General features: G+C 49.4%; 19 protein-coding genes and 1 pseudogene. 10 read left to right on the forward strand and 10 right to left on the reverse strand.

Going from position 1 to position 25484, the window contains the following annotated elements; translation table 11 throughout:
• Nucleotides 1–48: 48 nt before the first annotated feature.
• From lacZ to ACXAFQ_RS14475, 4 genes and pseudogenes are all read left to right on the forward strand, one after another.
• Nucleotides 49–3219: a beta-galactosidase, LacZ type gene (gene lacZ / locus ACXAFQ_RS14460; RefSeq protein WP_474823822.1), complete on the forward strand. Its 3171-nt coding sequence runs from the start codon at nucleotides 49–51 to the stop codon at nucleotides 3217–3219.
• A gap of 132 nt (nucleotides 3220–3351) precedes the next feature.
• Nucleotides 3352–3867, forward strand: coding sequence for an NUDIX hydrolase (locus tag ACXAFQ_RS14465; protein ID WP_474823824.1), 516 nt, complete (start codon nucleotides 3352–3354; stop codon nucleotides 3865–3867).
• Nucleotides 3868–3964: 97 nt separating this feature from the next.
• Nucleotides 3965–5416, forward strand: a complete 1452-nt coding sequence (locus ACXAFQ_RS14470; protein WP_474823826.1) for a M20 family peptidase — start codon at nucleotides 3965–3967, stop codon at nucleotides 5414–5416.
• A 137-nt stretch (nucleotides 5417–5553) separates the two neighbouring features.
• A pseudogene (locus ACXAFQ_RS14475) lies at nucleotides 5554–6420 on the forward strand (HipA domain-containing protein).
• Between the two features lie 97 nt (nucleotides 6421–6517).
• Here ACXAFQ_RS14475 and ACXAFQ_RS14480 read toward each other — a convergent pair.
• Both ACXAFQ_RS14480 and ACXAFQ_RS14485 read right to left on the reverse strand, forming a co-directional pair.
• Nucleotides 6518–8785, reverse strand: coding sequence for an alpha-N-acetylglucosaminidase (locus tag ACXAFQ_RS14480; RefSeq protein WP_474823828.1), 2268 nt, complete (start codon nucleotides 8783–8785; stop codon nucleotides 6518–6520).
• A 283-nt stretch (nucleotides 8786–9068) separates the two neighbouring features.
• Nucleotides 9069–10082, reverse strand: a complete 1014-nt coding sequence (locus tag ACXAFQ_RS14485; RefSeq protein WP_474823831.1) for a LacI family DNA-binding transcriptional regulator — start codon at nucleotides 10080–10082, stop codon at nucleotides 9069–9071.
• 186 nt (nucleotides 10083–10268) lie between these two features.
• Here ACXAFQ_RS14485 and ACXAFQ_RS14490 point away from each other — a divergent pair, with 186 nt between their 5' ends.
• The 5 genes from ACXAFQ_RS14490 to ACXAFQ_RS14510 are packed head-to-tail and all read left to right on the forward strand — an operon-like array spanning nucleotide 10269 to nucleotide 15785.
• Nucleotides 10269–11354 (forward strand): acyltransferase family protein, encoded by a 1086-nt coding sequence (locus ACXAFQ_RS14490; protein WP_474823833.1) that lies wholly within the window; start codon nucleotides 10269–10271, stop codon nucleotides 11352–11354.
• Between the two features lie 53 nt (nucleotides 11355–11407).
• A complete protein-coding gene (locus tag ACXAFQ_RS14495; RefSeq protein ID WP_474823835.1) occupies nucleotides 11408–12289 on the forward strand; it encodes a glucosamine kinase nucleotide-binding domain-containing protein in 882 nt (293 codons plus the stop codon).
• 2 nt (nucleotides 12290–12291) lie between these two features.
• The gene (gene nagB-II, locus ACXAFQ_RS14500; RefSeq protein WP_474823837.1) at nucleotides 12292–13293 is read left to right on the forward strand and encodes a glucosamine-6-phosphate deaminase NagB-II; all 1002 of its coding nucleotides are present in this window, start codon (nucleotides 12292–12294) and stop codon (nucleotides 13291–13293) included.
• Between the two features lie 5 nt (nucleotides 13294–13298).
• A complete protein-coding gene (nagA, locus tag ACXAFQ_RS14505) occupies nucleotides 13299–14420 on the forward strand; it encodes an N-acetylglucosamine-6-phosphate deacetylase (RefSeq protein WP_474823839.1) in 1122 nt (373 codons plus the stop codon).
• Between the two features lie 42 nt (nucleotides 14421–14462).
• Nucleotides 14463–15785 (forward strand): sugar MFS transporter, encoded by a 1323-nt coding sequence (locus tag ACXAFQ_RS14510; protein ID WP_474823841.1) that lies wholly within the window; start codon nucleotides 14463–14465, stop codon nucleotides 15783–15785.
• A gap of 105 nt (nucleotides 15786–15890) precedes the next feature.
• Here the strand turns inward: ACXAFQ_RS14510 and uxuA are convergent, their stop codons facing one another.
• The 4 genes from uxuA to ACXAFQ_RS14530 form a co-directional block, all read right to left on the reverse strand.
• Nucleotides 15891–17057, reverse strand: coding sequence for a mannonate dehydratase (uxuA, locus tag ACXAFQ_RS14515; RefSeq protein WP_474823843.1), 1167 nt, complete (start codon nucleotides 17055–17057; stop codon nucleotides 15891–15893).
• 115 nt (nucleotides 17058–17172) lie between these two features.
• On the reverse strand, nucleotides 17173–19224 hold the full coding sequence (locus ACXAFQ_RS14520; protein WP_474823845.1) for an FUSC family protein: 2052 nt from the start codon (nucleotides 19222–19224) through the stop codon (nucleotides 17173–17175).
• Between the two features lie 3 nt (nucleotides 19225–19227).
• A complete protein-coding gene (locus tag ACXAFQ_RS14525; RefSeq protein ID WP_474823847.1) occupies nucleotides 19228–20094 on the reverse strand; it encodes an efflux RND transporter periplasmic adaptor subunit in 867 nt (288 codons plus the stop codon).
• Between the two features lies 1 nt (nucleotide 20095).
• The gene (locus tag ACXAFQ_RS14530) at nucleotides 20096–20296 is read right to left on the reverse strand and encodes a DUF1656 domain-containing protein (RefSeq protein ID WP_070125951.1); all 201 of its coding nucleotides are present in this window, start codon (nucleotides 20294–20296) and stop codon (nucleotides 20096–20098) included.
• Between the two features lie 124 nt (nucleotides 20297–20420).
• On the opposite strand from ACXAFQ_RS14530, the gene ACXAFQ_RS14535 reads away from it, so the two are divergent.
• Entirely contained in the window at nucleotides 20421–21392 is a 972-nt protein-coding gene (locus ACXAFQ_RS14535; protein ID WP_474823850.1) for a nucleoside hydrolase, read from the forward strand.
• A 2-nt stretch (nucleotides 21393–21394) separates the two neighbouring features.
• On the opposite strand, the gene ACXAFQ_RS14540 is transcribed toward ACXAFQ_RS14535, so the two are convergent.
• The 4 genes from ACXAFQ_RS14540 to azu all read right to left on the reverse strand — a co-directional run bounded on the left by ACXAFQ_RS14540 (nucleotide 21395) and on the right by azu (nucleotide 25307).
• Entirely contained in the window at nucleotides 21395–22504 is a 1110-nt protein-coding gene (locus ACXAFQ_RS14540; protein ID WP_474823852.1) for a hypothetical protein, read from the reverse strand.
• Between the two features lie 67 nt (nucleotides 22505–22571).
• Nucleotides 22572–23231 carry a tRNA-uridine aminocarboxypropyltransferase gene (locus ACXAFQ_RS14545; protein WP_474824174.1) on the reverse strand — a complete coding sequence of 220 codons (660 nt, stop codon included), beginning with the start codon at nucleotides 23229–23231 and terminating at the stop codon, nucleotides 22572–22574.
• Between the two features lie 125 nt (nucleotides 23232–23356).
• Nucleotides 23357–24640 (reverse strand): alginate export family protein, encoded by a 1284-nt coding sequence (locus tag ACXAFQ_RS14550; protein WP_474823854.1) that lies wholly within the window; start codon nucleotides 24638–24640, stop codon nucleotides 23357–23359.
• Nucleotides 24641–24866: 226 nt separating this feature from the next.
• Nucleotides 24867–25307 carry an azurin gene (gene azu / locus ACXAFQ_RS14555; RefSeq protein ID WP_474823856.1) on the reverse strand — a complete coding sequence of 147 codons (441 nt, stop codon included), beginning with the start codon at nucleotides 25305–25307 and terminating at the stop codon, nucleotides 24867–24869.
• Between the last annotated feature and the right edge of the window lie 177 nt (nucleotides 25308–25484).

The following is a 25484-nucleotide window of genomic DNA, read 5'->3' on the forward strand; positions in this document are numbered from 1 at the left end:
CTTCATGATTTCTGCCTTTTTTTATCTCTTCTTTAATCCAGGCTTTCTATGAACCAATTCCGTTTTCCGTTTAAAAGCGGCCTGACAGCACTGTCGTACTGTATTGGCCTCGCGTTTGCTGTTCCTGCTGTGGCGGCAGATAAGCCCGAGTGGCAGGATCTCAGCGTTTTCAAAGTTAATACCCTGCCACCACACAGCACGCTTTATCCTTACGGTACAATAACTGAAGCTAAAACTGATGAGCAAACGGCTTCGCCTTATTATCAAAGCCTTAACGGCACCTGGCGTTTCAAGTACTACGAAAACCCGTTGCATGTTGCTGCTACCGATTTTTCTGAAACCGGCAGCGAGAAAGGCTGGAACGATATGCCAGTGCCATCGAACTGGCAGCTCGATGGCTATGATTTCCCTATATACACTAACATTGATTATCCTTACTCGCGCAAGCCACCAATTACACCAGATTACAACCCTACCGGCGTGTACCTGAAAACCTTCAGCGTGCCGGATGACTGGAAAGACAAACAAATCACGGTTCATTTTGGTGCGGTGAAATCTGCCTTTTATCTTTATGTGAATGGTAAGAAAGTCGGCTACAGCGAAGACAGCAAAACACCAGCGGAATTCGATCTCACGCCGTATCTGCAAGACGGAGAGAATACCCTTGTTGCCGAAGTTATTCGTTTCTCTGATGGCAGCTACCTGGAAGATCAGGATTTCTGGCGCCTTGCCGGTATTGAGCGGGATGTTTATCTGGTGGCGTCACCGAAAACCTACCTATATGACGTTTTTGCCAAAACCGGCCTGACCGACAATTTCACCAACGGAACGCTTTCTCTGAGCACTACTTTCCGCAATGTGACTGATATGCCGGCAAAAACTGAATTCAGTTACTCACTATATTCGCCGGAAAACAAACTGATTAAACAGGGTAAAAACACCTATTCTGTATCCGGTGATTATTCGCCGCAGGATGCTATTTCGCTGACCGTGCCGGACGTACAAGCCTGGACAGCAGAAACCCCGAATCTGTACACCTTGGTATTTGCTGCGAAAGATGGCGATAAACCGGTATTTTATTCCACCCGCATTGGTTTCCGCGATGTGCGGATTAAAGATGGACAGCTGCACGTTAACGGCCAGCCCATTCTGATCAAGGGCGTGAACCGTATTGAGCATGATGAGCGTACCGGCCACGTGGTATCACGGGAAAGTATGCTTCAGGACGTGCTGCTGATGAAGCAGAACAACATAAACGCAGTCCGCACCTCTCACTATCCCAACGACCCGCATTTCTACAAGCTCACTGACGAATACGGTTTATATGTAGTGGATGAAGCCAATATTGAATCTCACGGCTTCGGTTTTGAACCGGATGCCACACCGGCGAACATGCATGAGTTTGCCGGGATGCATCACGACCGTATTAAGCGCGTTGTCGAGCGAGACAAAAACCATGCATCGGTAGTGTTCTGGTCACTAGGTAATGAGGCCGGTGATGGCCCTACTTTTATTGATGCTTACAAGTGGGTAAAAGATTTTGATGACTCACGGGTAACGCTGTACGACAAAGCTGAGCGCCGTGATGATGTCTTTACCGAACGACACACCGATATTGTGACCTGGATGTATGCATCGATTGATGAGATTAAACAGCGCCACCTTTCAAAAGACCAAACCCGCCCCTTCATCTGGGCAGAGTACGCTCACGCTATGGGAAACAGTACCGGCAATCTCACAGAGCTGTGGGACATGGTGCGCAGCGAGCCACGGGTTCAGGGTGGCTTTATCTGGGACTGGGTGGATCAGGGCTTACTGATTGAAAACGAAAACGGCGAAAGCTACTGGGGTTACGGCGGCGACTTCGAGCCGGAAGGCGTGCACAATGACAGCAACTTCCTGCTGAACGGACTGATTAACGCCGACCGCACAGCCCATCCCGGGCTGCATGAAGTGAAGCATATTTATCAGAACTTCCATTTCAGCGGCAACATGGAAGACGGTTTCTCGGTTTATAACGAGAATTTCTTCACCGGCAGTGACGACTACGATTTCAGCTGGTCGCTGCTGAAAGACGGCGCCGTGGTAAAAACCGGTGAACTGGACATTGGCGTTGATGCCCAGCAAACCAGTGCGTTTACACTGCCACAGCTGGCGTCTTCACTGAAGGGGGACAGCGAGTATCTGATAAATTTCACCGTGTCACCTGCCCACGACTTTGCATTCACCGATAAAAGTAACGTGATGGCTGCCGATCAGATAGCGCTAAAAGGCAGTTTCGCCAGCTACACTCCGGTAGCCACCGGCTCGCTGAAAGTGCTCAAATCGGCAGACAGCACCACGGTTTCCGGCAAGCAGTGTGAAGTGAGCTTTGACGAACAGGGCTATGTAACTGCGCTGAGTCGCGATGGTGATGCCATTCTGTCATCGCCGCTGAAACTTAACTTCTGGCGTGCGCCTACGGATAATGACTTTGGCAACAAGATGCCGGTGCGCAGTAAAAGCTGGAAAGCGGCGACCCGCAATCAGCATGGCGAGCTGCAAGAAGTGAACAAGAGCGGACAATCTGTAGTGATTAAGCAGCACGTAACGCTGGCTGAAACCGGCGCGCTGGCTGATATTACTTATTCGGTGGCATCAGACTGTACACTCACCGTAGACACGCAATTAAATGTGTCACCGACTGACGAAACACTGGAAATTCCGCGTATCGGTTTTAACACCCGCCTGCCACTGGCCTATTCCAACGTGCATTACTATGGTCGTGGTCCACACGAGAACTATGCAGACCGCAAAGCTTCAGCGTTCATTGGTCTGTTTGCAGGTGACGTGGAAGATTTGGGATACGCCTACACCCGTCCTCAGGAAAACGGTAATCGTACCGACACCCGCTGGCTCACACTAACCAACGATGTACAGGGTTTGCTGATTCACGGCGCCCCGGTGTTTGAATTCTCCGCGCACCACTATGGTATCGACCAGCTTGATCCCGGTGAAACCAAGCAGCAGCGACACACTATTGACGTGAGGAAGCAGGACTTTGTGGATCTGAACATCGACTACAGACAAATGGGTGTGGGCGGCGATAATAGCTGGGGGGAAAAACCTTACGACGCCTACCTACTGAATGACACTGCTTACTCGTTTAGCTTTGTGATTGGCCCGGTATCCACTGGCTCATCACTGCTTAAACCAGCATTTAGCGCTATATCAAACTAATCGGATGGCGCGGTGCAACGCCGCTCATTTCCGACCAGTCTCCGTTGGTACCCGGGTGTTTTGTCGTTTTTTGGCGCTCGGGTACCCTTTTATGGCATGCTATCGGAAATTATTTTCCGATATTCCTGCTCGATGAATCCAAAGCCTTTTACGTTCTGCCCTTCCTGTGCCAGTGATGCGTTTCGGCTAACCGAAAACCGCTATAACTGCGACCACTGTGACTTCACCTATTTTATTAATGCAGCAACAGCGGTGGCAGGAGTTCTGGTTCACGACGGCAAACTTTTGTTCACTGTGCGAGGAAAAGCACCGGGCAAAGGAAAACTGGGCTTACCCGGAGGTTTTGTCGATTTTGACGAGTCGCTTGAACAAGCCTTAGTACGCGAAACCCGCGAAGAACTGGGTATTCATATTACTGACTGGAAATATCTGATGTCAGCGCCAAACGTCTACGATTATGCCGGAGTGCGCTATCACACGTGTGATGGCTTCTATATTGCGCAGCTGGATAAAAAGCCTGAGTTTATGCTACAGGCAGCAGAAATTGCCGCTGTAAAGTGGTTGCAACCTGAGCAGGTTAAGCTACAGGATATTGCCTTTCCTTCTCTGCGGCAGGCTGTGAAAATGGTTATTGATTCACTCTTGTAACGAATATGGCGCGCTGAATGACTGCGTTAACGGCTTTTTTCAAAACATTTACTATTGAATGACGTAACTTGCAGGACGCCATTGAAAGGATTTATTTATGCTGCGTTTTTTTAAAATTGTCGGGGTTTTGCTGGTTGGCCTGCTTGGCATTCTTATCTTCAATGCCGTGCGATATACTCCCGTTGAGAACGCGCCGTTAAAGCCAATGGCGCTCATTCAGCCTGACGCCGACACGCTGGCAAAGCAGCTTTCCGAAGCCATTACCTTTAAAACTATTTCCTGGGAAAACGGTAACCCGGATGATTACGCTGGCTTCAGGGCATTTCAGCAGTGGCTCGAGCATACTTACCCTGATGTGTTTGAACAGCTCAGCCTTACCCGTATCAACACTCACACCTTATTACTTCGCTGGAACGGAAAAGAAGGAAACGCGCAGCCGGTTCTGTTTTCCGCTCACTATGATGTGGTGCCGGTGAATCCTGGTACCGAGAATGAATGGTCTCATTCCCCATTCGCCGGTGATATTGCCGAAGGGTACATATGGGGCCGTGGTGCTCTCGACGACAAAAGTGCAGTAATTTCTCTGATGGCGTCGGTATCTGGCCTACTGAAAACCGGCTTTACGCCGAAACAGGATATTTATATCACCCTCACCCATGATGAAGAACTCGGCAGCGAGGACGGCGCGGTGGCGGTGACGCAATGGTTCCGTGATAACAATATCAGCCCAGCGTGGTCGCTGGATGAAGGTTCGTTTGTACTCGATGGCATTGTGCCCGGTGTAGATAAAGGTATTGCGAGCATTAATGTTTCTGAAAAAGGCTATCTGACGCTGAAGCTTACCGCCCACGGTGAAGGTGGACACAGTTCTATGCCGCCGGTAGATACGGCAGTAACGGTACTTGCAGAAGCATTGGTGAAGCTGAAAAGCGCCCCGTTACCCGGCGGCCTTGAAGGGATCAGCGAAAAAATGTACGGCGATATCGCCCGTAATATGGACTTTAGTAAGCGCTTACTCTTTGCAAATCTATGGCTATTTAAACCGTTGCTGAGCAGCGTGCTTGACGATACTAAAAGCGGTAACGCTATGATGCGCACCACAACAGCCCCTACCATGCTCTCTGGTAGCGTGAAATCTAACGTGTTACCGGCAACAGCAACCGCCACTATTAACTTCCGCCTGCATCCCCGTGATACGGTTCAGGATGTAGTGAACTGGGTTACTGCCGCGATTGACGACGAGCGTGTAAAATTAGAGGTAGGCGAATTCATCGAAGCCTCACCCGTTGCCGCCACCGACAACGCCGGATTCACCCAGTTGGTACAAACCACCCGCGCGGTCTATCCCGAGGCAATTATCACTCCTGGACTAACTATTGCTGCCACCGACAGCCGCTTTTATGGCGATATCACTAATGCTTACCGGTTCAACCCAATGGTGATCAACAACGACGATTTAGCGGGTTTTCATGGCACCAATGAACGGGTAAGTATTGAGAATTTAGTAAGAGCAACGCAGTTTTATACGGCGCTGATGCAGCAGCAGTAGTGTGAGAAGGCCTACAATTGTATCTTTCATAGTGAATACCGTCTTTAACAGGTAAAATTGCTTTTATACGCTACAGAGTATATTTTAAAGATATCCGGTATAGCGTATATAAAGGTGATGAAGAATTTCGTATTTCTATCGCTGGAGCACAGGAAAAGACAGCACTTCTTTTTGCGAACAACCAATGGTGCCTGCCAAAAGGCACAACGCCGACCACCCATATATTCAAATTGCCAATTGGCGAAATCAAGACTCCGTTTAATACACTGGATCTATCAAAAAGTGTCGAGAATGAACACTTTTGCTTACTCATTGCCAGAGAGTTAGACTTCGATGTCCCTGACAGCCGAATTATTGTTGTTGGTGAAATCAAAGCTCTGGCTGTAGAACGCTTCGACCGAAAATTTTCATCAGATAAAAGCTGACTGATGCGGTTACCTCAGGAAGACTTTTGTCAGGCACTCGGTGTTAGCCCTGGTAATAAGTACGAATCCCAGGGAGGACCTGGAACCAGACAAATTATGGCCTTCCTCCTCGGCTCTTCCGAGCCACAGAAAGGTAGAAATACTTTCATGCGGGCTCAGGTTTTATTCTGGCTGCTTGGTGCAACTGACGGACACGCGAAGAATTTCTCACTTTTCATTAAAGCGGATAGTGGATTTCAGTTAACCCCACTTTACGACATCATTTCCGCGCACCCGATTACCGGTGGTAAGGGGCTGAATATTCGGGAACTGAAACTCGCAATGGGTGTAAGTGGAACAAAAGGCAAGAAATATCAATGTGAGTACATACAACCACGGCACTTTTTGCTGACGGCAAAAGAAGTCGGATTTTCTGAAGATGATATGCTTGAAATTCTTCAGTATTTTTACTCTAACGTTCCTGGCGCTCTGGAAAGGGCCAGACGAGCGTTACCCAAAGAGTTCTCAGAAGATGTCGTGTCGAGTATTTCCAGGAATATGTTGCGGATCCATAAGCGCCTGACGAGTCTATTCGACTGATAGAACTTTAGGATTTGAACGAAACACGAGCTAAGCGCTAAAACGTGGAGGGAGTGTTCGCCTGCCCAACCACAGGCGAACACGGGTCTGCTAACGATTAACGGTTTCCATCTGCCTTGATGGTTGCCATTAGCTCGCTAACGAGAGACACAGGGTTTTCGGGTTTATTCAGCGCCGGGATATCACTTTGTTCAATCCATTCACGCTCCCACTTGATCAGTGCCTGCTGCTGGGCTTCGTCGTCAAACGTTTTACCCCGCTGCATGGCATCGCGGTACGCAGACAAATACTGTGTCCAGCGCGGGAGATAAAAATCGGCATACATGCCCTGCCAGGCCTTGGAAGCATAGTCCTTCAGCGAGGAACCGCCCCACTGGGTGATTTGCTGACGGGCATTGGTGATATAGAACGCCGATTCTTCAGCACTTTCACCGTAAGCAGACGCATCGCTCAGCCACGAATGCAGGGTTTCCTGATGCCAGCCCATAAGCGCATCCAGTCGGGTAACTAAATCGGTAATTTCCGCTACCAGCGCATCGCCCTTATCAAACTCTTTGTTCTGATAGGCCTGAATCGCGGCCTGCAGTTTCAGATCTGCGTGCAGTGATACCGATTGTTTGGTCATATCCACTAAGTCATAAACAAACAGTGGCGCATCTTTGAATTCGTCAGCTACCGCCAGCAGTTGCTCAATGCCAGAATCCAGACTTTCCAGATCGCCGGGGCTGCCTTCAAACTCAGTGAGTTTGTAGGTAGGACGCTTGAAAAGCACATAGGCACCGGCAGAACCTTCCCACCAGCGCATAGTCCAGTAACGTACCGAGTATACGCCGTCAATCAGACTGTCCCAGGCTGCCTGTAGCTCTGGAGAGGTTTTACCGTAACGGGCATTGGTGTATTCAGACACCCAGCTCTGCATATCCGGCTGGGCTTCCCACGGCAGATCAAACAGGAATTCATAAGCTACCGAGTTGTTGTTAATCCCTTCCGGGAATACACCGAAGCCAGACAGTGCGCCTTTGTTTTCTGAATGGGTTACCACGTCGAGCTGTTCTACGTAATTGCCAAAGTCAGCATATACAGGGTCAGAGCCACCGTAGTTATGAATAAAACCGAAAATCCATGGCTTGCCTTTAAAGCCCTCAGTACGCTGCCATACGTGGTAGCGGTCGTTGCCAATATCGTGGATCATGGATTTGGCGTCTGGTACGTCCCGCAGGAAGGCTTCAATAGACGGTAGATCCCAGAATTCTTCATCAGCACCGAACATCCAGCCCTGCATTACCCAGGTCGCTTCGGGGGCTGCCTGTTCAATTGACTGGTAAATACGTTTTCCGTACGACGCTAAGTCGTCGTAGCGGGTTTCTTCTGATACCGGCGGCAGCATTTCGTTGAAGGCATCAGACAGATAGTATTCCTGTTCGCCGTAGGTCTCGCTGTAGATTTCAATAAAGCGTTTGGCCACTTTATTAAACAGCGGATCAGCCGGGTCCAGCCAGTATGTTTCACGCTCGAAACCGGACCAGGTAGGCATTTCATAGATTTTTGCATCTGGGAACAGTTCCACAAATGCTTTGGGTACATAGCCGCTGAATGCAGGAACCACCGGCTTCATACCGAGCTCATCCATACGGGCAAGAATTTGCCTCTGCAAACTGTGCTTTTTATCGATCCAGCTTTGCGGCAGCGGACCAGCATGACCTTCAATATTACCCATGCGCTGCCAAGGCGTGAAAGCCGGACCGGAGAAATACGAGGAAAGCTCGTCATCGCTGACGTTAAACTCACGCCACAGTGCCTGCCAGACGTATTCCTGACCTTCCATGGCTACCGGGTTGTTTACCCCATGAAGTGCCATCCAGTCAATTTCCTGTTCCCAGCGCTCCCAGTTCCACCATGGGGTGGTGTAACCATAAGCACATACGTTGAGATAAGCACGCTGAACAAACGATGTCGCCACAGGTTCACCGTCGAAATCCGCAAATGAAGCAGGTAAATCAACACGGTTACCTTCCCAGCTAACCGACAGCGCACCCTGTTCACGAAGGAACTGGTAAGCACCGTACGCCATGGCAGCATCGCTGTTACCGCTGATTTCCGCTTTACCGTTGCGAACGTCCACTTCGTACCACTCTGGCTTTTCGTCAGACACCTTACGGGCACTCAGGTTAGTCAGTTTACTGTTGGTCACGCGGGCCAGGACGGCCTCAACGGCAGAGTGATTAGCGACAGAATCTGAAACAGCGGCACTTTCGCTTTCAGAGCTGGCTGTCTTCGGCGCTTCAACAGCTTTATCACAACCGCTCAGCGTCATCATCACAGCAAAATACAATGCACTGACAGATCCGATCTTCGCTTTGCTCATACGATTAATATTTCCTACTTGAGAAGTTAAACGCCGCATTGGTTTTGCAGCGCGTATAATTGGCAATAGAAGTTTTAGACAGATGCGTTTACTTGTTATTTCGCATCTATCAGTTCAACTTTTTCATGTCCTTCAGCTCTTAGTGAAAACATTAAAGAGAATACCCAATCGTTTTCACGGTGAATTTTTCATCACTCTGTTTTCGACGCTATCACCACTTGTCAACGTTGTCAAACATGAAGGTTAAAAAAATATTACAGTAAAACTATTCGGGAGCAGAGGATCAGGCAGGTTTGATTGCCGAGTCGCGTACTACTAAATTCAGTGAAAACCCTTCAGATTCGACGGAATGCACATCCTTTTCCTGCATCATTTTTATTACCATAGCGGCAGCGCTGGCAGCAATATCAAAATTAGGTTGATTCACCGTTGTCAGGTGCGGCCAGGTCTGAACTGAGAAAGGGCTGTTCTCGAAACCTACGATGGATACATCCTCCGGCACATTGAATCCACTTAATCGAGACTGGAATACCGCACCAGCGGCAATTTCATCGTTACAGGCAAAAATAGCGGTGGGCTTGCCTTTCAGGGCTTCGCGAGTCATGGCCATACCTGAATCGAAGGTAAACTCACCATCAATGATAAGATTTTTATCTACCGGTAATCCCCGGCTTTCCAACGCAGTTCGAAAACCTTCTAACCGGCCGAGACTCGATTCGTGAGACGCATGATAACCAAGGAATGCAATTTTTTTGTGGCCGAGATCAAGAAGGTAATCTGTCATTTTGCGGGCTGCCCCCACGTCATCCACGTGAATAACCGGCGCGAGTGTGTCCGGTGCTTCTGCGCCAGAAAGAATACGAACTACCTTGGCGTCGCGGTTCAGAAGAAAGGTAACCAGTTCGCGGTTTTCAGATAATGGCGGAGTGAGAATTACACCACCAATCTGATTTGAACCAATCATGGCCGCCAACTCCTTACCCACGTCCTCAGAACGGGAGTCAGTAGGATGGATAACTAATTCAAAACCCCGCTCTCGGCACTCAGAGATAATGCCGTTCTGCATTTCAATCACATAGTGACTGTTTGGGTTATCGTAAACAAATGCAAGAGAAAACGGGGCCTTACGCATAACCCGGGCAGTATGATTAGGCTGATAATTGAGCTTTTCGATACATTCGAGCACTTTTGCTCGTACTTCATCGCTTACGCTGGCTTCTTTGTTCACAACACGTGAAACAGTCTTGAACGACACCCCTGCCAGCTTGGCGACGTCCTTTATGGTTGGTTTCTTCATATTTTCCTATGGCGATGAAAAAATGTATGACATTCAGCAGCATAATAACATTAATACGGCCCCGCAACTTTCCTGTCTGTCCTTTAGAAAAGCCGTTAGTCTTTTTCAACGATGAAAATAGATTTGACAACGTTGACAATAGAAGGTTAACGTAAAAACTATGATTACAAAAGAAGCAGTTCACAGATGACAGCTGAAAATAACAAAAAGCGATTACTGTCCCTCGACGTTTTTCGTGGCCTGACCATGATGGCAATGATCGTGGTGAACAGTCCTAACACATACGGCGAACTTTCCCATGCGTACTGGGAAGGCATTTACTTTGCCGATCTCATTTTTCCGTTTTTCATCATTATCGTTGGTGTGGCCATTGCGCTGGGTTTTAAGAACGTCACTCCAGACTCACCAAATCTCTCAGCGGTTTTGCAAAAAGTGTGGAAGCGAACATTTATCATGTTCGCGTTGGGTATGGCAGTAAATCTGTTTTATACCCACTTCGAGCAAGTGCGTGTTCTTGGTGTTCTGCAACGTATTGCGCTTGTGTATCTGGCCTGTTGCTACTTTGCTATTTACTGCACACCTCGCACCATTGTTAAGACGGGAATCGCAATTCTGGTACTTTACTGGCTATTTATTCTGTTTATCCCGGCACCGGGTTTACCTGCGGGTCACCTTGAGCGCGGCGAAAACATTATTAACTGGTTCGATCGATTCATGCCCGGCATGTTGTGGCGTGGCGAGTGGGATCCAGAAGGCCTGCTCAGCACCTTCCCGTCAATTGTCACCGGCATTATTGGTCTGCTGATGGGTCAGATTATCATTAGTGCGAAAGAAGATTTGAAAGAAGCAGTGATGCACCTTTCTGTGTTTGGCTTTATGTGCTTCGCTTTTGGCTGTATCTGGAGCCTGGGTTTTCCGTTCATCAAACAAATCTGGTCAAGTTCATTTGTCCTCGCCACCGGCGGTGTTGGCGCAATGATTCTGGCCTGTATGGTGTGGTACACCGATATACGCGGCTACCGGGCGGGCACCACGCTACCGGTTATTTTTGGCGCCAACGCAATTACCGCCTATGTGCTGCATGTCATTATCGAAAAATGCCTCGACTGGGAAATAAACGGAACATCGGTTCATCAGATCTGGGTTGATTGGTCTTTGCAGGCAGGTATGAGTGAATTTATCAGCGCAACCATCTGGGTACTGATGTTTGTGGGCGTGTGTTTCATTCCGGTTTACTGGCTCTGGCGTAAGCAGATTTTCATCAAAATTTAACGCTGTACTTTAACTTTTTCACGTGTTTTAAGAGATTCAGTAAGGAATAGTTTTTGATTCATCAACAGTATTTTCTCGGCATCGACGGTGGCGGAACAAAGTGTAAGGCACGACTTGAGTCACAAAATGGTGAGCTGTTGGGCGAGGGCCTGGCTGGCCCGGCGAATCCTGCGCAGTCTGCTGACATCGCTTTCAACAGCATTATTGATGCCGCTGCACAGGCTGTAGCCTCGGCAAATCTGCCAACAGAAACGATTAAGACACTACATGTGTGTCTTGGTCTGGCCGGGGTAAATATTCCCGCTTACCGGGGTTTAGCTGAAGCCTGGAAACTGCCCTTCGCCAATACACTTCTGACCACCGACTTACATATCGCCTGTACAGGCGCTCACGGTGGCCAGGAAGGCGCAATTATGATCACCGGCACAGGGAGTTCAGCCTTTGCCAGCGTTGATAACGTGCATACTATAATGGGCGGTCACGGTTTTCCGCTGGGAGACAAAGCCAGCGGTGCCTGGTTGGGATGGCGCGCGCTCTCAGCCACGCTGGAATCCATGGACAACCTTGTGCCTTCAACACCATTGACAGACGCAGTTTGCGAACAACTACAAGCCTATAAATCTGTAGACATTGTTGCAAAGGCCCTTCATTTTCGTTCATCTGATTACGCCGTTCTAGCCCCTTTAGTGGTAGCTCAGGCAAAACAAAACGAATCACTCGCAACATCGATTATTGAAGACGGCGCTACCTATCTGACTGCAGTTTTACTGCGTCTTTCTGAATTAAATCCACATCGACTGACTATGATCGGCGGCCTGGCTTCATACTGGAGTGACCATCTGCCCGATAATATACAGCGCCTTCTGAGTCCAGCGCTCTGTTCACCGGAGTACGGTGCAGTCGCGTTAGCCAGACAAGCATTTAAGGAGGCCTGACAATGGCACTTGTAACAAAAATGGCGACCGAGGCCACAGAAACCCCTCAGGTATTCCGTAACCAACTGAAAGAGAACAGCACGCGTGTCACTGAGCTTGCTGAAGCAATTAAACAGCGTGATCCCGCATTTGTGTACATGATTGGTCGTGGCACTTCTGATCACGCCGGTGTATTTGGTAAATACCTGATTGAAACCGAACTGGGATTATCTGTTGCTGCCGCTGCCCCTTCGGTAAACAGCGTTTATGGTAAATCACTGCGTTTGAAAGAAGCACTGGTGTTTGTGATTTCACAGTCTGGCCGCAGTCCTGACATTATTGCCCAGGCGAAAATGGCCAAAGCCCAGGGGGCGCTGTGTGTGGCGCTGGTAAACGATGAAAGTTCACCGCTGGCTGATGTAGTTGATTTTTTCATTCCGCTCAAAGCAGGTCCTGAAGTGGCAGTAGCCGCCACCAAGAGTTATCTGGCCAGCCTTTTTGCGCTGCTGCACATTGTTTCCAACTATGCCGACAACAAAGTGCTTGCTGAAGCGCTGGCGGCTTTACCAGCTCAAATGGAACAGACTATTGCGGCAGCACCGGTACTTAACGCAGAAGCACTCGGCCCGATGGACAGATGCGTAGTGCTGGGTCGTGCTTTCGGTTATGCTGTTTCACGAGAAATCGCGTTAAAAATGAAAGAAGTATGCGGCATCCAAGCAGAAGCATTCAGTAGTGCTGAATTCCTGCACGGCCCTATTTCACTGCTTAACCGTGGTGTGGCCATTCTGGATGTGAATATCCCTGACGCCAGTAGCCCGGTCCACGAGGCGCAAATTGCCGAAGTGAAAAAGCGCGGTGCAACTGTGTTTCCGCTGCTTACTCCCCCGGGTGATATTCACCCGCTGGTATCGCCACTGCTTATCATGCAGCGTTTTTATCTCGATATAGAAATCGCGGCCAGAAAACTGGATATGGACCCCGATAATCCAGTTGGCCTGAAAAAAGTGACTGAAACGGTTTAATTATCATGCGCTATTTTGCTCCACAGTTGTTCGACGGCACCACACTGATTTCCGATGTCAGCTTTGACATTGAAGGCGGTAAGGTAGCGTCTCTGACCCCGGATTCTGAAGCCGGTGATGCCACCGTTCTCGACGGGTTAGTAATGCCAGCAATGGTGGATATTCAGGTGAACGGTGGGGGTGGCGTTCAGTTTAACGAAGCACCAACGCCAGAAACCCTGGAGCAAATGGCCGCGGCTTACCTTACTGTTGGTACCGGCAGCATTATGCCAACGCTTATTACCGACGATCTGGAAGTGATGAAACGCGGCGCTGATGCCATCGCCATTGCCCATGCCGACAATCCTGCAGCGATTCCCGGCGTGCACTTTGAAGGTCCGCACCTGTCGCAAGCTAAAAAAGGCATGCACAGCAGCAGCTTTATTCGTCCGCTAAGCGACGAAGAGTTTGCTGTTTTTACCCGTAAGGATTTAGGCGTAGTGCTGGTAACGGTAGCGCCTGAAATGGTTTCCCCGGAAGACATATCACGCCTGGTTGCAGCCGGAGTGATCGTATCTGTGGGTCATACCAATGCGGATTCCGAAACCTGCATGCGTGCGTTTGACGCTGGCGCGACCTCGGCCACTCACCTGTACAACGCCATGTCAGCGCTGAACAGCCGTGAGCCGGGCGTTGTCGGCAGTGCCCTTTACCGCGACGATATTTACTGTGGTCTGATTGTAGATCATCAGCATGTTCACCCTATCAGCGCTTCGCTGGCAATTCGCCTGAAAGGCGATGACAAGCTGATGCTGATCACTGATGCTATGGCACCGGCTGCCAGCGATGCAGACCATTTCATGTATCAAGGCATTAAAATACTACGTCAGGGCCCTACCCTGAAGCTTGCTGACGGCACGCTGGCCGGTTCGGTTCTGACCATGGAAGAAGCCATTCAGCATACTCATTTTGATTTAGGCTTCCCGCTGGAAAGCGTGCTGAAAATGGCCACCGCTACCCCTGCTCGATTTCTCGGCATGTCAGATTCACTCGGCACACTGAAAGCCGGTGTAGTAGCCAATTTCATTACGGTAGACGATGAACTCTGCGTAACCGGATACTGGCGTAACGGCCACGACATGTCTTAACACTCTGGGCGTCGCCCCGATAACACGTTCAAAGGAAAAATAATGACAATAACTGAGCAAGCGACTCCAAAGAGTTCCACACTTTTACCCATGTTCATCATCGGTACATTGTTTTTTGTATTCGGCTTTATCACCTGGCTGAACGGTGCACTTATTCCATTTCTGCAGATTGTCTGTCAGCTAAGCGGTACAGAAGCCCTGCTGATTTCGTTCAGTTTTTACATTTCCTACGTGGTGATGGCGTTGCCAATGTCCTTCGTACTCAATAAAACTGGCTATAAGAATGCCATGTCACTGGGTTTGGTAATGATCGCCGTTGGCTGCTTCCTGTTTGTACCTGCCGCCGAAGCGCAGACTTTCTTACTGTTCATAACCGCCCAGTTCATTGTAGGTTCGGGACTGACCATTCTTCAAACAGCGTCAAACCCTTATCTGGTAAAGATTGGCCCAGCTGAAACCGCCGCAGCGCGCATATCAATTATGGGTTTGCTGAACAAAGGTGCAGGCTGGCTGGCACCAATCGTGTTTACCGCACTGGTGCTGGGTAGTTTCGCCGACGTGTCTGCACAGAGTATTGCTGCCCTGCCTGCTGCCGAACAGCAGGTACAAATCCAGCAACTCGCCGACAGCCTGGTATCACCGTACATCGGTATGGGCGTTGCCCTGCTCATTCTAGCGGTTGCACTGCGTTTCTCTGGTCTGCCGGAACTGGATTTGCACAAAGAAGACGACAAGCTTGATGCAACCGGTGCAGCGGAGGGCTCTATTCTGCAGTTCCCACAACTGGTACTAGGTGTAGTTGCCCTGTTCTGCTATGTAGGCGTTGAGGTAATTGCCGGAGATACGATTGGTCTTGCTGGTGCAGCGCTGAACGTCGACGGTCATATTGGCCTGACGTCCTACACGATGCTTTTTATGGTGATTGGTTATACCTTGGGTCTGCTGCTTATCCCCCGCGTACTCACGCAACACCAATTACTGACACTATCTGCGGCGCTGGGGATTATTCTGGCTGCGTTGATCCCGTTCACCAGCCCTGAAAGCGACACCCTCGCAGCGATTTTATGGGGCTGGACTGGCATAAGCACATTGCCTGACCCAATTACGCTGATTGCCCTGATGGGTTTGGCGAATGCAATTGTATGGCCTGCAGTATGGCCGCTGGCTCTGGAAGGTCTGGGCCATTTTTCCGCGCGCGGTTCAGCCCTGCTGATCATGGGTATTGCCGGTGGTGCGATTCTGCCAATGGTATTCGGCGCCATTGCCGACGGCTCTGGCGTGCTTAACGCCTACTGGATGACCATTCCCTGTTACGCCTTCATTCTGTTTTATGCTGTTAAAGGATGCCGACTGACGAAATGGTAGTGTCCAGATAAGTATTCAGACCAAACTGCAACGGCACCCCGAAAGGTGCCGTTTTTATTTTTAATGCCGTAATCTCGAGCGCAGCAGCTCATCAGCCATCAGCCCTTAGCGGGCCGACATATAAGAAACCGCCCTAATCAATCCCCGCAACTCTGCTAAACCTTTAAGACGGCCAAGATACGAATATCCCGGCTTCAAGCCTTCTTTTCCCTGTTCATCAGATAACGTGTGACCGTGGTCAGGACGCATAGGAATTTGGCAACCAATGGACGATTCACAATTAAGCAGTGCCTGTACCAGCCCTACCATGTCGTTGTCGCCGTCGAGGTGAGCGGCTTCGTAGAAAGAACCGTCTTCCTCGCGGGTCACATTGCGCAGATGGACAAAGTAAATGCGGTCTTTGAACGCATTTACCATGGCAATCAGGTCGTTGTCACCACGGGCACCGTAAGAGCCGGCGCACATGGTCAGGCCATTTGCCGGGCTGTCTACGGCTTTAAGTAAACGTTCTGCATCGCTTTGAGTGGACACTACGCGAGGCAGGCCAAATAGTGAGAACGGCGGATCATCAGGGTGAATACACATTTTCACACCGGCTTCTTCCGCTATTGGGATGATAGCTTCGAGGAATTCGCACAGGCTGGTGCGCAGGCCGTCTTCCCCCATGTCGATAAACTGTTGAATGGTATCGCGAATACCTTCGCGGTCGTAAGAGCCCTCACCACCTGGTAAACCGGCAATGATGTTCTTCTCAAGACCTTCACGCTCTTCTTCGCTCATGGCGTCGAAGCGCGCTTTGGCTTTTTCCAGCATTTGCGGCGTGTAGTCTTTCTCTGCATTTTTGCGCTGCATCACGAACACGTCGTAGGCGGCAAAATCAGAGTACTCGAAACGCAGCGCATAGCTTTTATCGGGTAACTGGTAAGTCAGGTTTGTGCGGGTCCAGTCCACAACCGGCATGAAGTTGTAACACACGGTAGTCACGCCTGCTGCGCCTACATTGCGAATAGACTGCTTGTAGTTTTCGATTAGCTGTTTGTAATCGCCAGTACGGCTCTTGATATCGTTGTGAACAGGAATGCTTTCGATAACATCCCAGTTCATGCCTGCCGCTTCGATTTCAGCCTTGCGGCTTTTAACCAGTTCCAGAGGCCACACGTCGCCGGTGGGAATTTCGTGCAACGCAGTAACAATGCCGGTGGCACCCGCCTGACGAATTTTTTCCAGAGTAATGCTGTCGGATGGTCCAAACCAGCGCCATGTTTCAATCATATCTCAATCCATTTTGGTCATGCCAATTTTAGTTAAGATACAACAAAAATCCCCTACCAACAAATCTAAAACCCACTTTGGCCTTACCAAATTGCATTTTTGGTTCTGAATGAATTTACGTTTTGGCGTCGTTGATCATGTCAGCAGTGCGCTGGAACGTGTAATGCAGGCGGGTGAAAATACCGTGTAATAGAGCCAAGTTTTCTTGAGGCGCGCCTTCAGAGCGCAGTTTTTCCAATATGCGCTGATTAATACCAGCAAGGTGGTCACGCTTATCCCCTTTCGATGCAGCCAGAAATGATTCTGCTAACGCTTGCTGCCAAAGGCGTTTCATCTGCGTAAGCGAATGCTCACTTACGCCAGTTAACTGTCGCTGCATACGCATGGAGACATGCCCCAGATTCAGCCCGGTAAGACCAAGATCGGTTAGGGTTCGATATCCGGAAGTCATATTCTGCTCATAGCTGGTTAATCGTAATAAGCGATCTGACATTCGCGAGTTAAACCATTCCTCATCATGACCAGGGCTACCTAATTTGAGCAAATCCTGGTAGGTGACAGACAGCAAACGCCGCTGCATCCACTCTGCACCAGGGCCCGCAAACAGTTTGAAAACCCAGTATAACAGCATGATGCCAGATAAAATGGCCAGCGCGCTGCTGGCAGTGAAATCAATGGACAGTGAGTTACTCATGTCATTGGCGGGCTGCACAAGAATGACAAAGGGGATGCAAAAACCAATGCCCAGCGTGATAGTAGTTCGGTTTGCAAGCAGCATTAAACCCAGGAAAAAGGGCGGCGCAAGAATGAGAATGAGCATGGGAAAGTCGCCACTGCTCTGCGCTATCAGGTTAAGGGCATAGAAAATAGCCACCGGCACGGCCACGCAGGCACCAATTAAAATACCTCTTATTGCTTTGGTGACAATGACCGGCGCAAGTCGCGCAAACATGATAGAAAAGATAACCGGTAGAATCATTAGCATAACGGAAGCGGGTGAACCGGTTCCTACCCACAATACCGCGCCCAGACTAAATACCAAAAAGGACCGAAACCCTGTGGTCAACGCCACCAGCCAATCGCGGTGAGGTTTTAAACTTTCTGCTCGCAGGCTAGTGGGCTTACCTTGCTCTAGCGCCCGGTAGGCACGCAGAATAAGCACCAAATCTGAAACCAGTTCCTGAGCGGTTTTACATAGCCTGAATTCCAGCGTTGTCAGCGGCTGAGACTGAAAAAGTTTGCTCCAGTTCCGACGCTGTTTCTGCGCAATTTCATAGCATTCATCGAAGCTCTTCAAACTGCCGATGAGGGCAAGGTCGCCACGCAATTGTCCTAGCAACGACTGCATGCTGTCAGATAGCAGTTCAGGGTTATTACGCTGTAGTCGTCCGAAAATCTGCACGACCGCAATCAACGACAACACCTTATTACAAATTACCGTGGCCGCCCGAGACTTACCAGGCCCCGTCGGCCCTTCAAATTTCACCGCGCTTGAGTCGTCGTTAAGCGCTGTCAGTGATTGCAAAACACTATCGATGTTCTTATGGCGCTCTTCGTGGGAACCGTTGGGGTCTAACTCCAGCGTAAGATAATCCATAGTCTGATTAATCGCATTTTTCGCATGCACTACCAGCACGTTTTCTACCCGCTGAGGCCACAGGAATACCGCTACTACCATGGCGCACAGTGAACCTATGATCAGCTCGGCAACCCGTGACTGGGCGATATCAAAAATACTCTGGCTGCTTACCGTGGCCGGTTGTGACATGGTGAGCAGGATGATGATGCAAGGCGTCACGCACATCATGGCAAAGAAATAGATAAAGTTTATCCGTCGCATGAACGCTGAAAGACTGGAGTTCAGCAGCAGCCAGAGTGCTAAACAGGTTAACGCTACTTCAGGGAAGCCGCTGAAGTAATGCAGCACCAGTAAGGCATACGCGCCGCCGATAAGGGTTCCGAGGATTTGGCAAACCGTTTTCTCCAGCACCATGCCAGCTTCTGGGCGCACTTGCAGAAATACTGCAGAGACCAGTGCCCAGTACGGGCGGTCGAGATCCATCCACATGGCCACGTAGAGTGAGATACTCATGGAGATCACGCCTTTCAGCGCAAAAATCAACGACGCACGGCTTGGCTTAAGATAAGTCGCCAGAATGGGAGACAAGATTTACTCTCCGTCTGATGCTAACCGGATTGATGCCGTCATCCCCGCCACCAGCCGGGTATCCTTTGGAATTTCCTTAAGTTCGATATCCACGGGAACACGCTGCGCAAGGCGAACCCAGTTAAAGGTTTGCTGCACCTGAGGCAATAACTGCCCGTTGGCAGAGGTATTTGTATCGGCAATGGCATTACCAATGCTTTTCACCGTACCGGTAATGGGTTTACCGCCACTCATCAGCGTAATCGTCGCTTTCTGGCCTTCATGAATAAGAGGCAGCTTGGTTTCTTCAAAATAGCCGGTGACATAGATGGAGTTAGCTGCGACCACGGAAAGTACCGGCGAGCCCTGAGACACATAGTTCCCTTCCCGTAGGGTCAGATTCACAATCGTGCCATCTACCGGTGAAGTAATGGATGCCCGTTCCAGGTCGATTTGCGCACTGGCCAGATTGGCTTTGGCTAAATCCAGTGAGGCTTGTGCCATGTCAGCACTGATGCGGCTACTTTCTAATTCTTCTGCGCTGATACTGTTGCTTTGATGCAATTTTTCCCGCCGGCTGAATTCGTGCCGAGCCAGCTCCAGTGCCAGAGTTTCGTTTCGAACCTGGGCCTGTAATTCGTCCACCACAGCCTGATAACGTTTAACATCGACCTGAAAAATCACATCGCCTTTCTTCACCTGCTGATTGTCTTGAACGGCGAGCTTTGTCACCCAGCCAGACACATCCGGCGCAATGGTAATAATATCAGCCTGCACTTTGCCATCTCGGGTCCAGGGTGAATACAGGTAATGATCCCACACCCAGCGACCGGACACGACGGCCGCAACGATAACCGCTAACGTAATAATAACTCTGATGATTTTTTGCATTTTAACCTGCCAGCAATTTCACCGTGAGGGCCAGATAGCACACAAACAGTGCCACTTCGAACCAGGGTGGTTTCCACAATTTCTGATAAAGTCCGGTAGCATACAAGGCGTAGCGGGTGAGCAAAGACAGGACAAACGCCAGCGGGATCATAACGACCATTGGGCTGAAAAGCATACCACCGAAAGATAGTTCGCTAAGCACGGGAACTCCGGATAAATGGCTTTGCTGCTAACCCGGTGCTTTTTCGGGTAAACAAAGCTGAATCAACTTAAATAATATTGTTATTCTAGGGCAGAAAGGATCAATTACCTATAAGGCTAACGTCATGATTTTGCCAATATTTACGATACGGGCTTATCTTACTTTATCGTTATGTTTATTTTCTGCATTGATTAGCGCTAAACCCTTGCCCGTTATTTTCGACACTGACATTGGCAGCGACATCGACGACGTATTTGCACTCTCTCTTATACTTAAAAGCCCGGAACTGGATCTTAAACTCATTACAACGGTGTCTGGCGATACACACTACCGAGCGAAGGTAGCGGCAAAATTTCTGCAAATTTCCAAAAGAACAGACATTCCTGTTGCTCCCGGCCGCCCCGCGCAGGCTACGGCGGAGTTTCTTCGCCCGTGGATAAACGATTTTTCAACGACAACCTACCCAGGCCATATAAAAAAAGACGGTATCGCAGAAATTATCAGTTTGCTAAAAGCCGCTGAAAACCCTGTTACCATTATTGTGGCCGGGCCCATGACGAATATCGCCGAAGTCTTACAGCGCGCACCAGAACTGGCAACAAAAATGCGACTTGTTGGCATGCACGGCAGCATTTACAAAGGTTACGATGACAAACCGGTGGCAGAATACAATGTACAGAGCGACGTAGCCGCTTTTCAACACGTACTAAACGCCAATGTTGCTGATATTAGTATTGCGCCGCTAGACACATGCCGAGACATGCTTGTCGATGGTATTCAGTATCAAGCGCTTAAGAACAGTCACGACCCACAGCTTTCTGCATTATTCGACATTTACCCCATTTGGGCCGAGCGAGTTACCTGGGACAAAGCCGATTACCTCGATGCGCGCACGTCTGTGCTTTTCGACACCGTTGCTGTGTATCTCGCCCTACCCGACCATCCATGGCTTCCCACAGAAAGCGTAAGTCTCATGGTGACCGATGACGGCTTCACTCAGCCTGCCGAAAACGGCGTAAAGGTAAATGCTGCACTGCGCTGGGAAAACCTGCCGGCTTTTAAAACCTGGTTCACCCAACGCATGCTAAAGCACTAGTCTTAGGAAATTAAATCATGCATCCAGTTCAGTGATGGCAATTGGCGGTCTGGCTGATAGAAGAGACGATTCAGTCGACCAAGCAGATTTACCGTACGACTAGGATCATGGCCTTTCAGACGGTCACTTTCGGTCGCGAGGAATTCCCAGGGCTGTAAATCCAGCTCGTCGATTTCCTCACGAGTTACGCCCAATCCCTTAATGGTAGACAATATGCGCTCTGTTTTACTTTCTGTGAGCGGAATAATGTCGTTGCCATACATATCACGAAGCGGCGCATTCACGGCTTCCAACGTATGGTTAATGGCGGCCCACACAGCATCATGGTCGAAGGCAGCATTGCGCGGTGCGTAGTACCCTTCTACTTCCCATTCCAGTTCGGCGTTGCTTACTGCAATAGAGCTTTCCGCCTCGGGAGAAAACGATAAATCCGGGCGCGCACCAATGTTGTACGTATCAACACTCAGCGCTACGCAAATAACCAGGTCGCCGCAAACGTCTGGGTTCTGATAAAGGGCTTCAAATGCCGCCCGTTTTACACCCATCCAACCGTGCACACGTGAAGGCTGTTCAACGAACTCTCTTACGTCATGGGGTAAATCTTCACCGTAACGGTCGATGAGCAATGGCAGTGGAGATTGATCAGGCGCCTCTTCGGGCATCCACACTTCATACTCCTGACGGTTGTCTCCCTTGCCCCGACTTTTAATGCCGTAAGACAGGTTTACCGGACGACAAATACTGCGATCTTCATCCACTTTATGGAAATACTCAGAGCGCATGCGTTTAATAAATGGCGCTTCAAGACCGGCCAAAGCAGCGGTGGGATAGCGATAACCAATTTCACTGTGCTCTACCATAGAGAGGCCCGGAATGGCATTGGCGAGCTTGCTTCTAACACCTTTGAAGTGATGTAGATTAGGCATCACAATACTGCGCTCGGGCTCGATGGTAAGACGACTACCATCGGCAGCAATAAACTTAGGGGTTTTATTGAATACATAGTTTTTCAGACCCTGCGCCTCTACCGCCAGATCGCGGTACCGGTGCAATTCACTGAAAAGTGCAGTGTGATTACGAATATGCTTGAACAACGGGCGATATAACGTCATATACTTCTTCCATGCTGCGACAACAATTTCAGTTTGCCACAAAAATTCACTGTGGCTACGCCTATTTTTACGTTCGCGCCTTACTATGCGGTTTACCCGCCAGATATTTTTCTCTGAAGTGGCTAAAGTAGTCTTGCAAAATAGCTGCTGGGGCAGGCTCGCCCGCCAGCTTTAGCACCTCAATGCCGACTTCAGCAGTACACAGTTGAAAATCCCTTGTGGCTTCCCGCAATGCGTAATCTGACAATGCCTGAGGCTGTATACCCAAAACAGGCAAATTCTGAAGGTACGCGCTCTTACGGAACATGCGTCCGGCCTCACGCCAGGTACCATCGAGCATAATAAAAAGCGGGGTTTTTCCTGTCGCTTCAGGGGCAATATGAATACACCGTTCAGGTGCAGCGTTTTCATGAGGAAAAATGATTACTGGCATGTATCGCTTGTCGTTTAGCAGTGCCAATAATTCAGGTTGCGGCTCGGTTCGCGACCAACTGAAGGCAAAGTTGTGTTTCGCCACATCCGCAATTAATCGGCCGGTGTTGGAAGGTTTGTATGACTCGCCTTTGGCCATCAGAAAAAGAAAGGCGCTTTCAGCAACCGGCGCGGGACGCACCGAGCAAATACACTGTTTCTGTGGCAGTAAACACCCATCACAACGAACAACCCGACTCCCACGTGTAACAAACGGACGGGTAGAACGTGACAGTTCATCCAGGCGCAAGGCCATTACAGAATTATGCAAAGTCGGATTAGCCAAAGGGTACGTGCTCGAAGTGAAAACTAGGTCAATGAAAGAAGCGCGCAGTTTACCAGTTGCATGACAACCAGCAAATGCTGCGCGCTCAACAAAATTTAGAACGAGTAGAGAAAAGCGGTGTAGGCAAATTGACTGTCGTCGGCATAATCACCTGCTTCCAGGGCATCGCCTTTATGCAAGTAAGCGCCACCAAATTCTAATCTTAAATCTGGTAGCGCTTTATAACGCCAGCGAACTTCAAGTTGCTGACCCATAAAGTCATCAGCACCCGCTTCCACCTTGTCATACCAAACGGCTTTGTAGCCCACCATAACTTCGTGTTTATCGACTTTAGTGACGCTTCGCAGGCCAGGCGCGATAATATTGCTACGACGAAACCCTTGATAAACGTCGGTGGGGCCAAAATCGAACCGGCGTACACCGTACAAACTATCTGGGGAATGAACAGTATCGTCATCACTGTTGTTGTCACCGCTGGCGAAGTCTATTTCTGCGCGTACAAAGGTCGAATCGTTCACTTTTCTACCAATATGACCATGGGCCATCCAGGCTCTCACATCCAAATCTGTCATATCGTCTGCAGCCGTAGTTTGCCGGGTCGTGCCCGTCTGACCAATCAGTTCAGCATTGGCCTTCCAACCATTACCGATGGTTGTAGAATACTCCGCCGCTAAGGTATACAAATCGCGGTTGCGAGTGGCTAAATCCGCTCCGTCACGCTCTTTGAACCAGTAACTTTGCAGGTTCCAGGCTTTGTCTGGTGATGTGGCGTAGAAGCCGAAAAACTTGCGCTCACTGTAGCTCTTATCGAATGCCCGTTCATTGTCCTCGATGAGTGCAGACGCTGACGGCAAACGACTTACCGGCAGCAAGTAGAAACCGCGAATTGCCCATTTTTGGTATTCTGTATCAACAGAAATGCCGTCAAAGGCATTTTGTGTATTACGATAAACACCCCGGGCCAGTAAACGGCGGCTGCCGTGATCCAGCGTCATACGCCCTACGGTTACCGACTTCACATATTCATTTACGTCACTGTAACGCAAGAAAAACTGCAGTGGTTCAAGAGTATTTACCTGCGACGACGTTAAACTGGGGTCATTGTCATCGAGAAATGCACGGGAATCCTGAATTTCCACCGTTGCATTCCAGTGCTCCCACTTCGCCTGCCCTTTCAGTAACACCCGAGACGATATTCGATCATTCGACCGGCTTCGCGTACTGGCATCAACGGGAAAAATCGGATTCTGTAGCGTTTCATAGCGTAACCGGTAGGAACCACTGAAATCAAAGTTGATATCAGACGCGTAAGACGGTGCAGCCAACCACGCAGACGCGCAAAGGAGTGCGCCTTTAATAAGAACTAAACGGGACAACATGGAAAAACCTTTAAGAAGTAATACTAACCGGGATTGCTAACAGACTTTTATCTTAGTACAGATTTCAGGCAGTTGCTGCCTGGTGGATGGCATAGGGCTGATAGCAGGGTAGAGTATGCGCCTTAGTTAAGAAATAATAAATGGGTTCAGGATCAAAAAAGGTCAGACACCATGAGTGACCTGACCTTTCTTTCGTCGTTACATATTACTTAACAGACAGTAAGTATTACTTAACAGACAGTGTGCCTTTCATTACGCCGATGTGGCCAGGGAAAGAGCAGAAGAACGTGTACGCTTCACTTGCAGACAGTTTGCTTACGTCAAACGTTACTGACGTTTCTTCACCGCCGCCGATCACTTTAGTATATGCAATAACGCGATCGTCACCGGCTTTCAGGTAATCTGCTGCCAGGCCAGCACCAACGCCGTCACCAGCAATGGCTTGGGCATCAGCTGTCTTAGACAGAACCCAGTTGTGGCCCATTACTTCTTTTGGCAGAGTACCAGTGTGCTTCAGGGTAACTGTGTACTCTGAGCAGCTAGCAGGCACTGACATTTCAGTCATGTTGAATTGCATCATGTCGTTACTTTCGATAGTCGCGGCGCACTCTTCACCGAATGCAAAACCACTAAACAGTACTGTTGCGGCGACAATTAGTTTTTTCATCGTTTACTTCCCATTTATAAGATTGTGGTTGTTTTACCAAACATTAACTTTCGTGTATAGGTTTCACCCGCTTTACTTAAGCCGAAATAATGATTGCCTGCGTCAGAGACAAGGGTGCAGGTTGCAGTAGATACGTCGGCGCGGGTTAGAACGGTTTACTTGTGGTGAAAAAGCCGA

The organism is Alteromonas sp. ABH2_165 (assembly GCF_056159945.1).

What these genes read in the sequence shown, in the direction of transcription:
- uxuA (WP_474823843.1), bottom strand. Translation starts at nt 17,057, where the DNA reads ATGATTGAAACATGGCGCTGGTTTGGACCATCCGACAGCATTACTCTG.
- ACXAFQ_RS14535 (WP_474823850.1), top strand. Translation starts at nt 20,421, where the DNA reads ATGATTTTGCCAATATTTACGATACGGGCTTATCTTACTTTATCGTTA.
- ACXAFQ_RS14510 (WP_474823841.1), top strand. Translation starts at nt 14,463, where the DNA reads ATGACAATAACTGAGCAAGCGACTCCAAAGAGTTCCACACTTTTACCC.
- ACXAFQ_RS14545 (WP_474824174.1), bottom strand. Translation starts at nt 23,231, where the DNA reads ATGGCCTTGCGCCTGGATGAACTGTCACGTTCTACCCGTCCGTTTGTT.
- ACXAFQ_RS14485 (WP_474823831.1), bottom strand. Translation starts at nt 10,082, where the DNA reads ATGAAGAAACCAACCATAAAGGACGTCGCCAAGCTGGCAGGGGTGTCG.
- lacZ (WP_474823822.1), top strand. Translation starts at nt 49, where the DNA reads ATGAACCAATTCCGTTTTCCGTTTAAAAGCGGCCTGACAGCACTGTCG.
- nagB-II (WP_474823837.1), top strand. Translation starts at nt 12,292, where the DNA reads ATGGCACTTGTAACAAAAATGGCGACCGAGGCCACAGAAACCCCTCAG.
- azu (WP_474823856.1), bottom strand. Translation starts at nt 25,307, where the DNA reads ATGAAAAAACTAATTGTCGCCGCAACAGTACTGTTTAGTGGTTTTGCA.
- ACXAFQ_RS14465 (WP_474823824.1), top strand. Translation starts at nt 3,352, where the DNA reads ATGAATCCAAAGCCTTTTACGTTCTGCCCTTCCTGTGCCAGTGATGCG.
- nagA (WP_474823839.1), top strand. Translation starts at nt 13,299, where the DNA reads ATGCGCTATTTTGCTCCACAGTTGTTCGACGGCACCACACTGATTTCC.
- ACXAFQ_RS14540 (WP_474823852.1), bottom strand. Translation starts at nt 22,504, where the DNA reads ATGACGTTATATCGCCCGTTGTTCAAGCATATTCGTAATCACACTGCA.
- ACXAFQ_RS14550 (WP_474823854.1), bottom strand. Translation starts at nt 24,640, where the DNA reads ATGTTGTCCCGTTTAGTTCTTATTAAAGGCGCACTCCTTTGCGCGTCT.
- ACXAFQ_RS14525 (WP_474823847.1), bottom strand. Translation starts at nt 20,094, where the DNA reads ATGCAAAAAATCATCAGAGTTATTATTACGTTAGCGGTTATCGTTGCG.
- ACXAFQ_RS14480 (WP_474823828.1), bottom strand. Translation starts at nt 8,785, where the DNA reads ATGAGCAAAGCGAAGATCGGATCTGTCAGTGCATTGTATTTTGCTGTG.
- ACXAFQ_RS14490 (WP_474823833.1), top strand. Translation starts at nt 10,269, where the DNA reads ATGACAGCTGAAAATAACAAAAAGCGATTACTGTCCCTCGACGTTTTT.
- ACXAFQ_RS14470 (WP_474823826.1), top strand. Translation starts at nt 3,965, where the DNA reads ATGCTGCGTTTTTTTAAAATTGTCGGGGTTTTGCTGGTTGGCCTGCTT.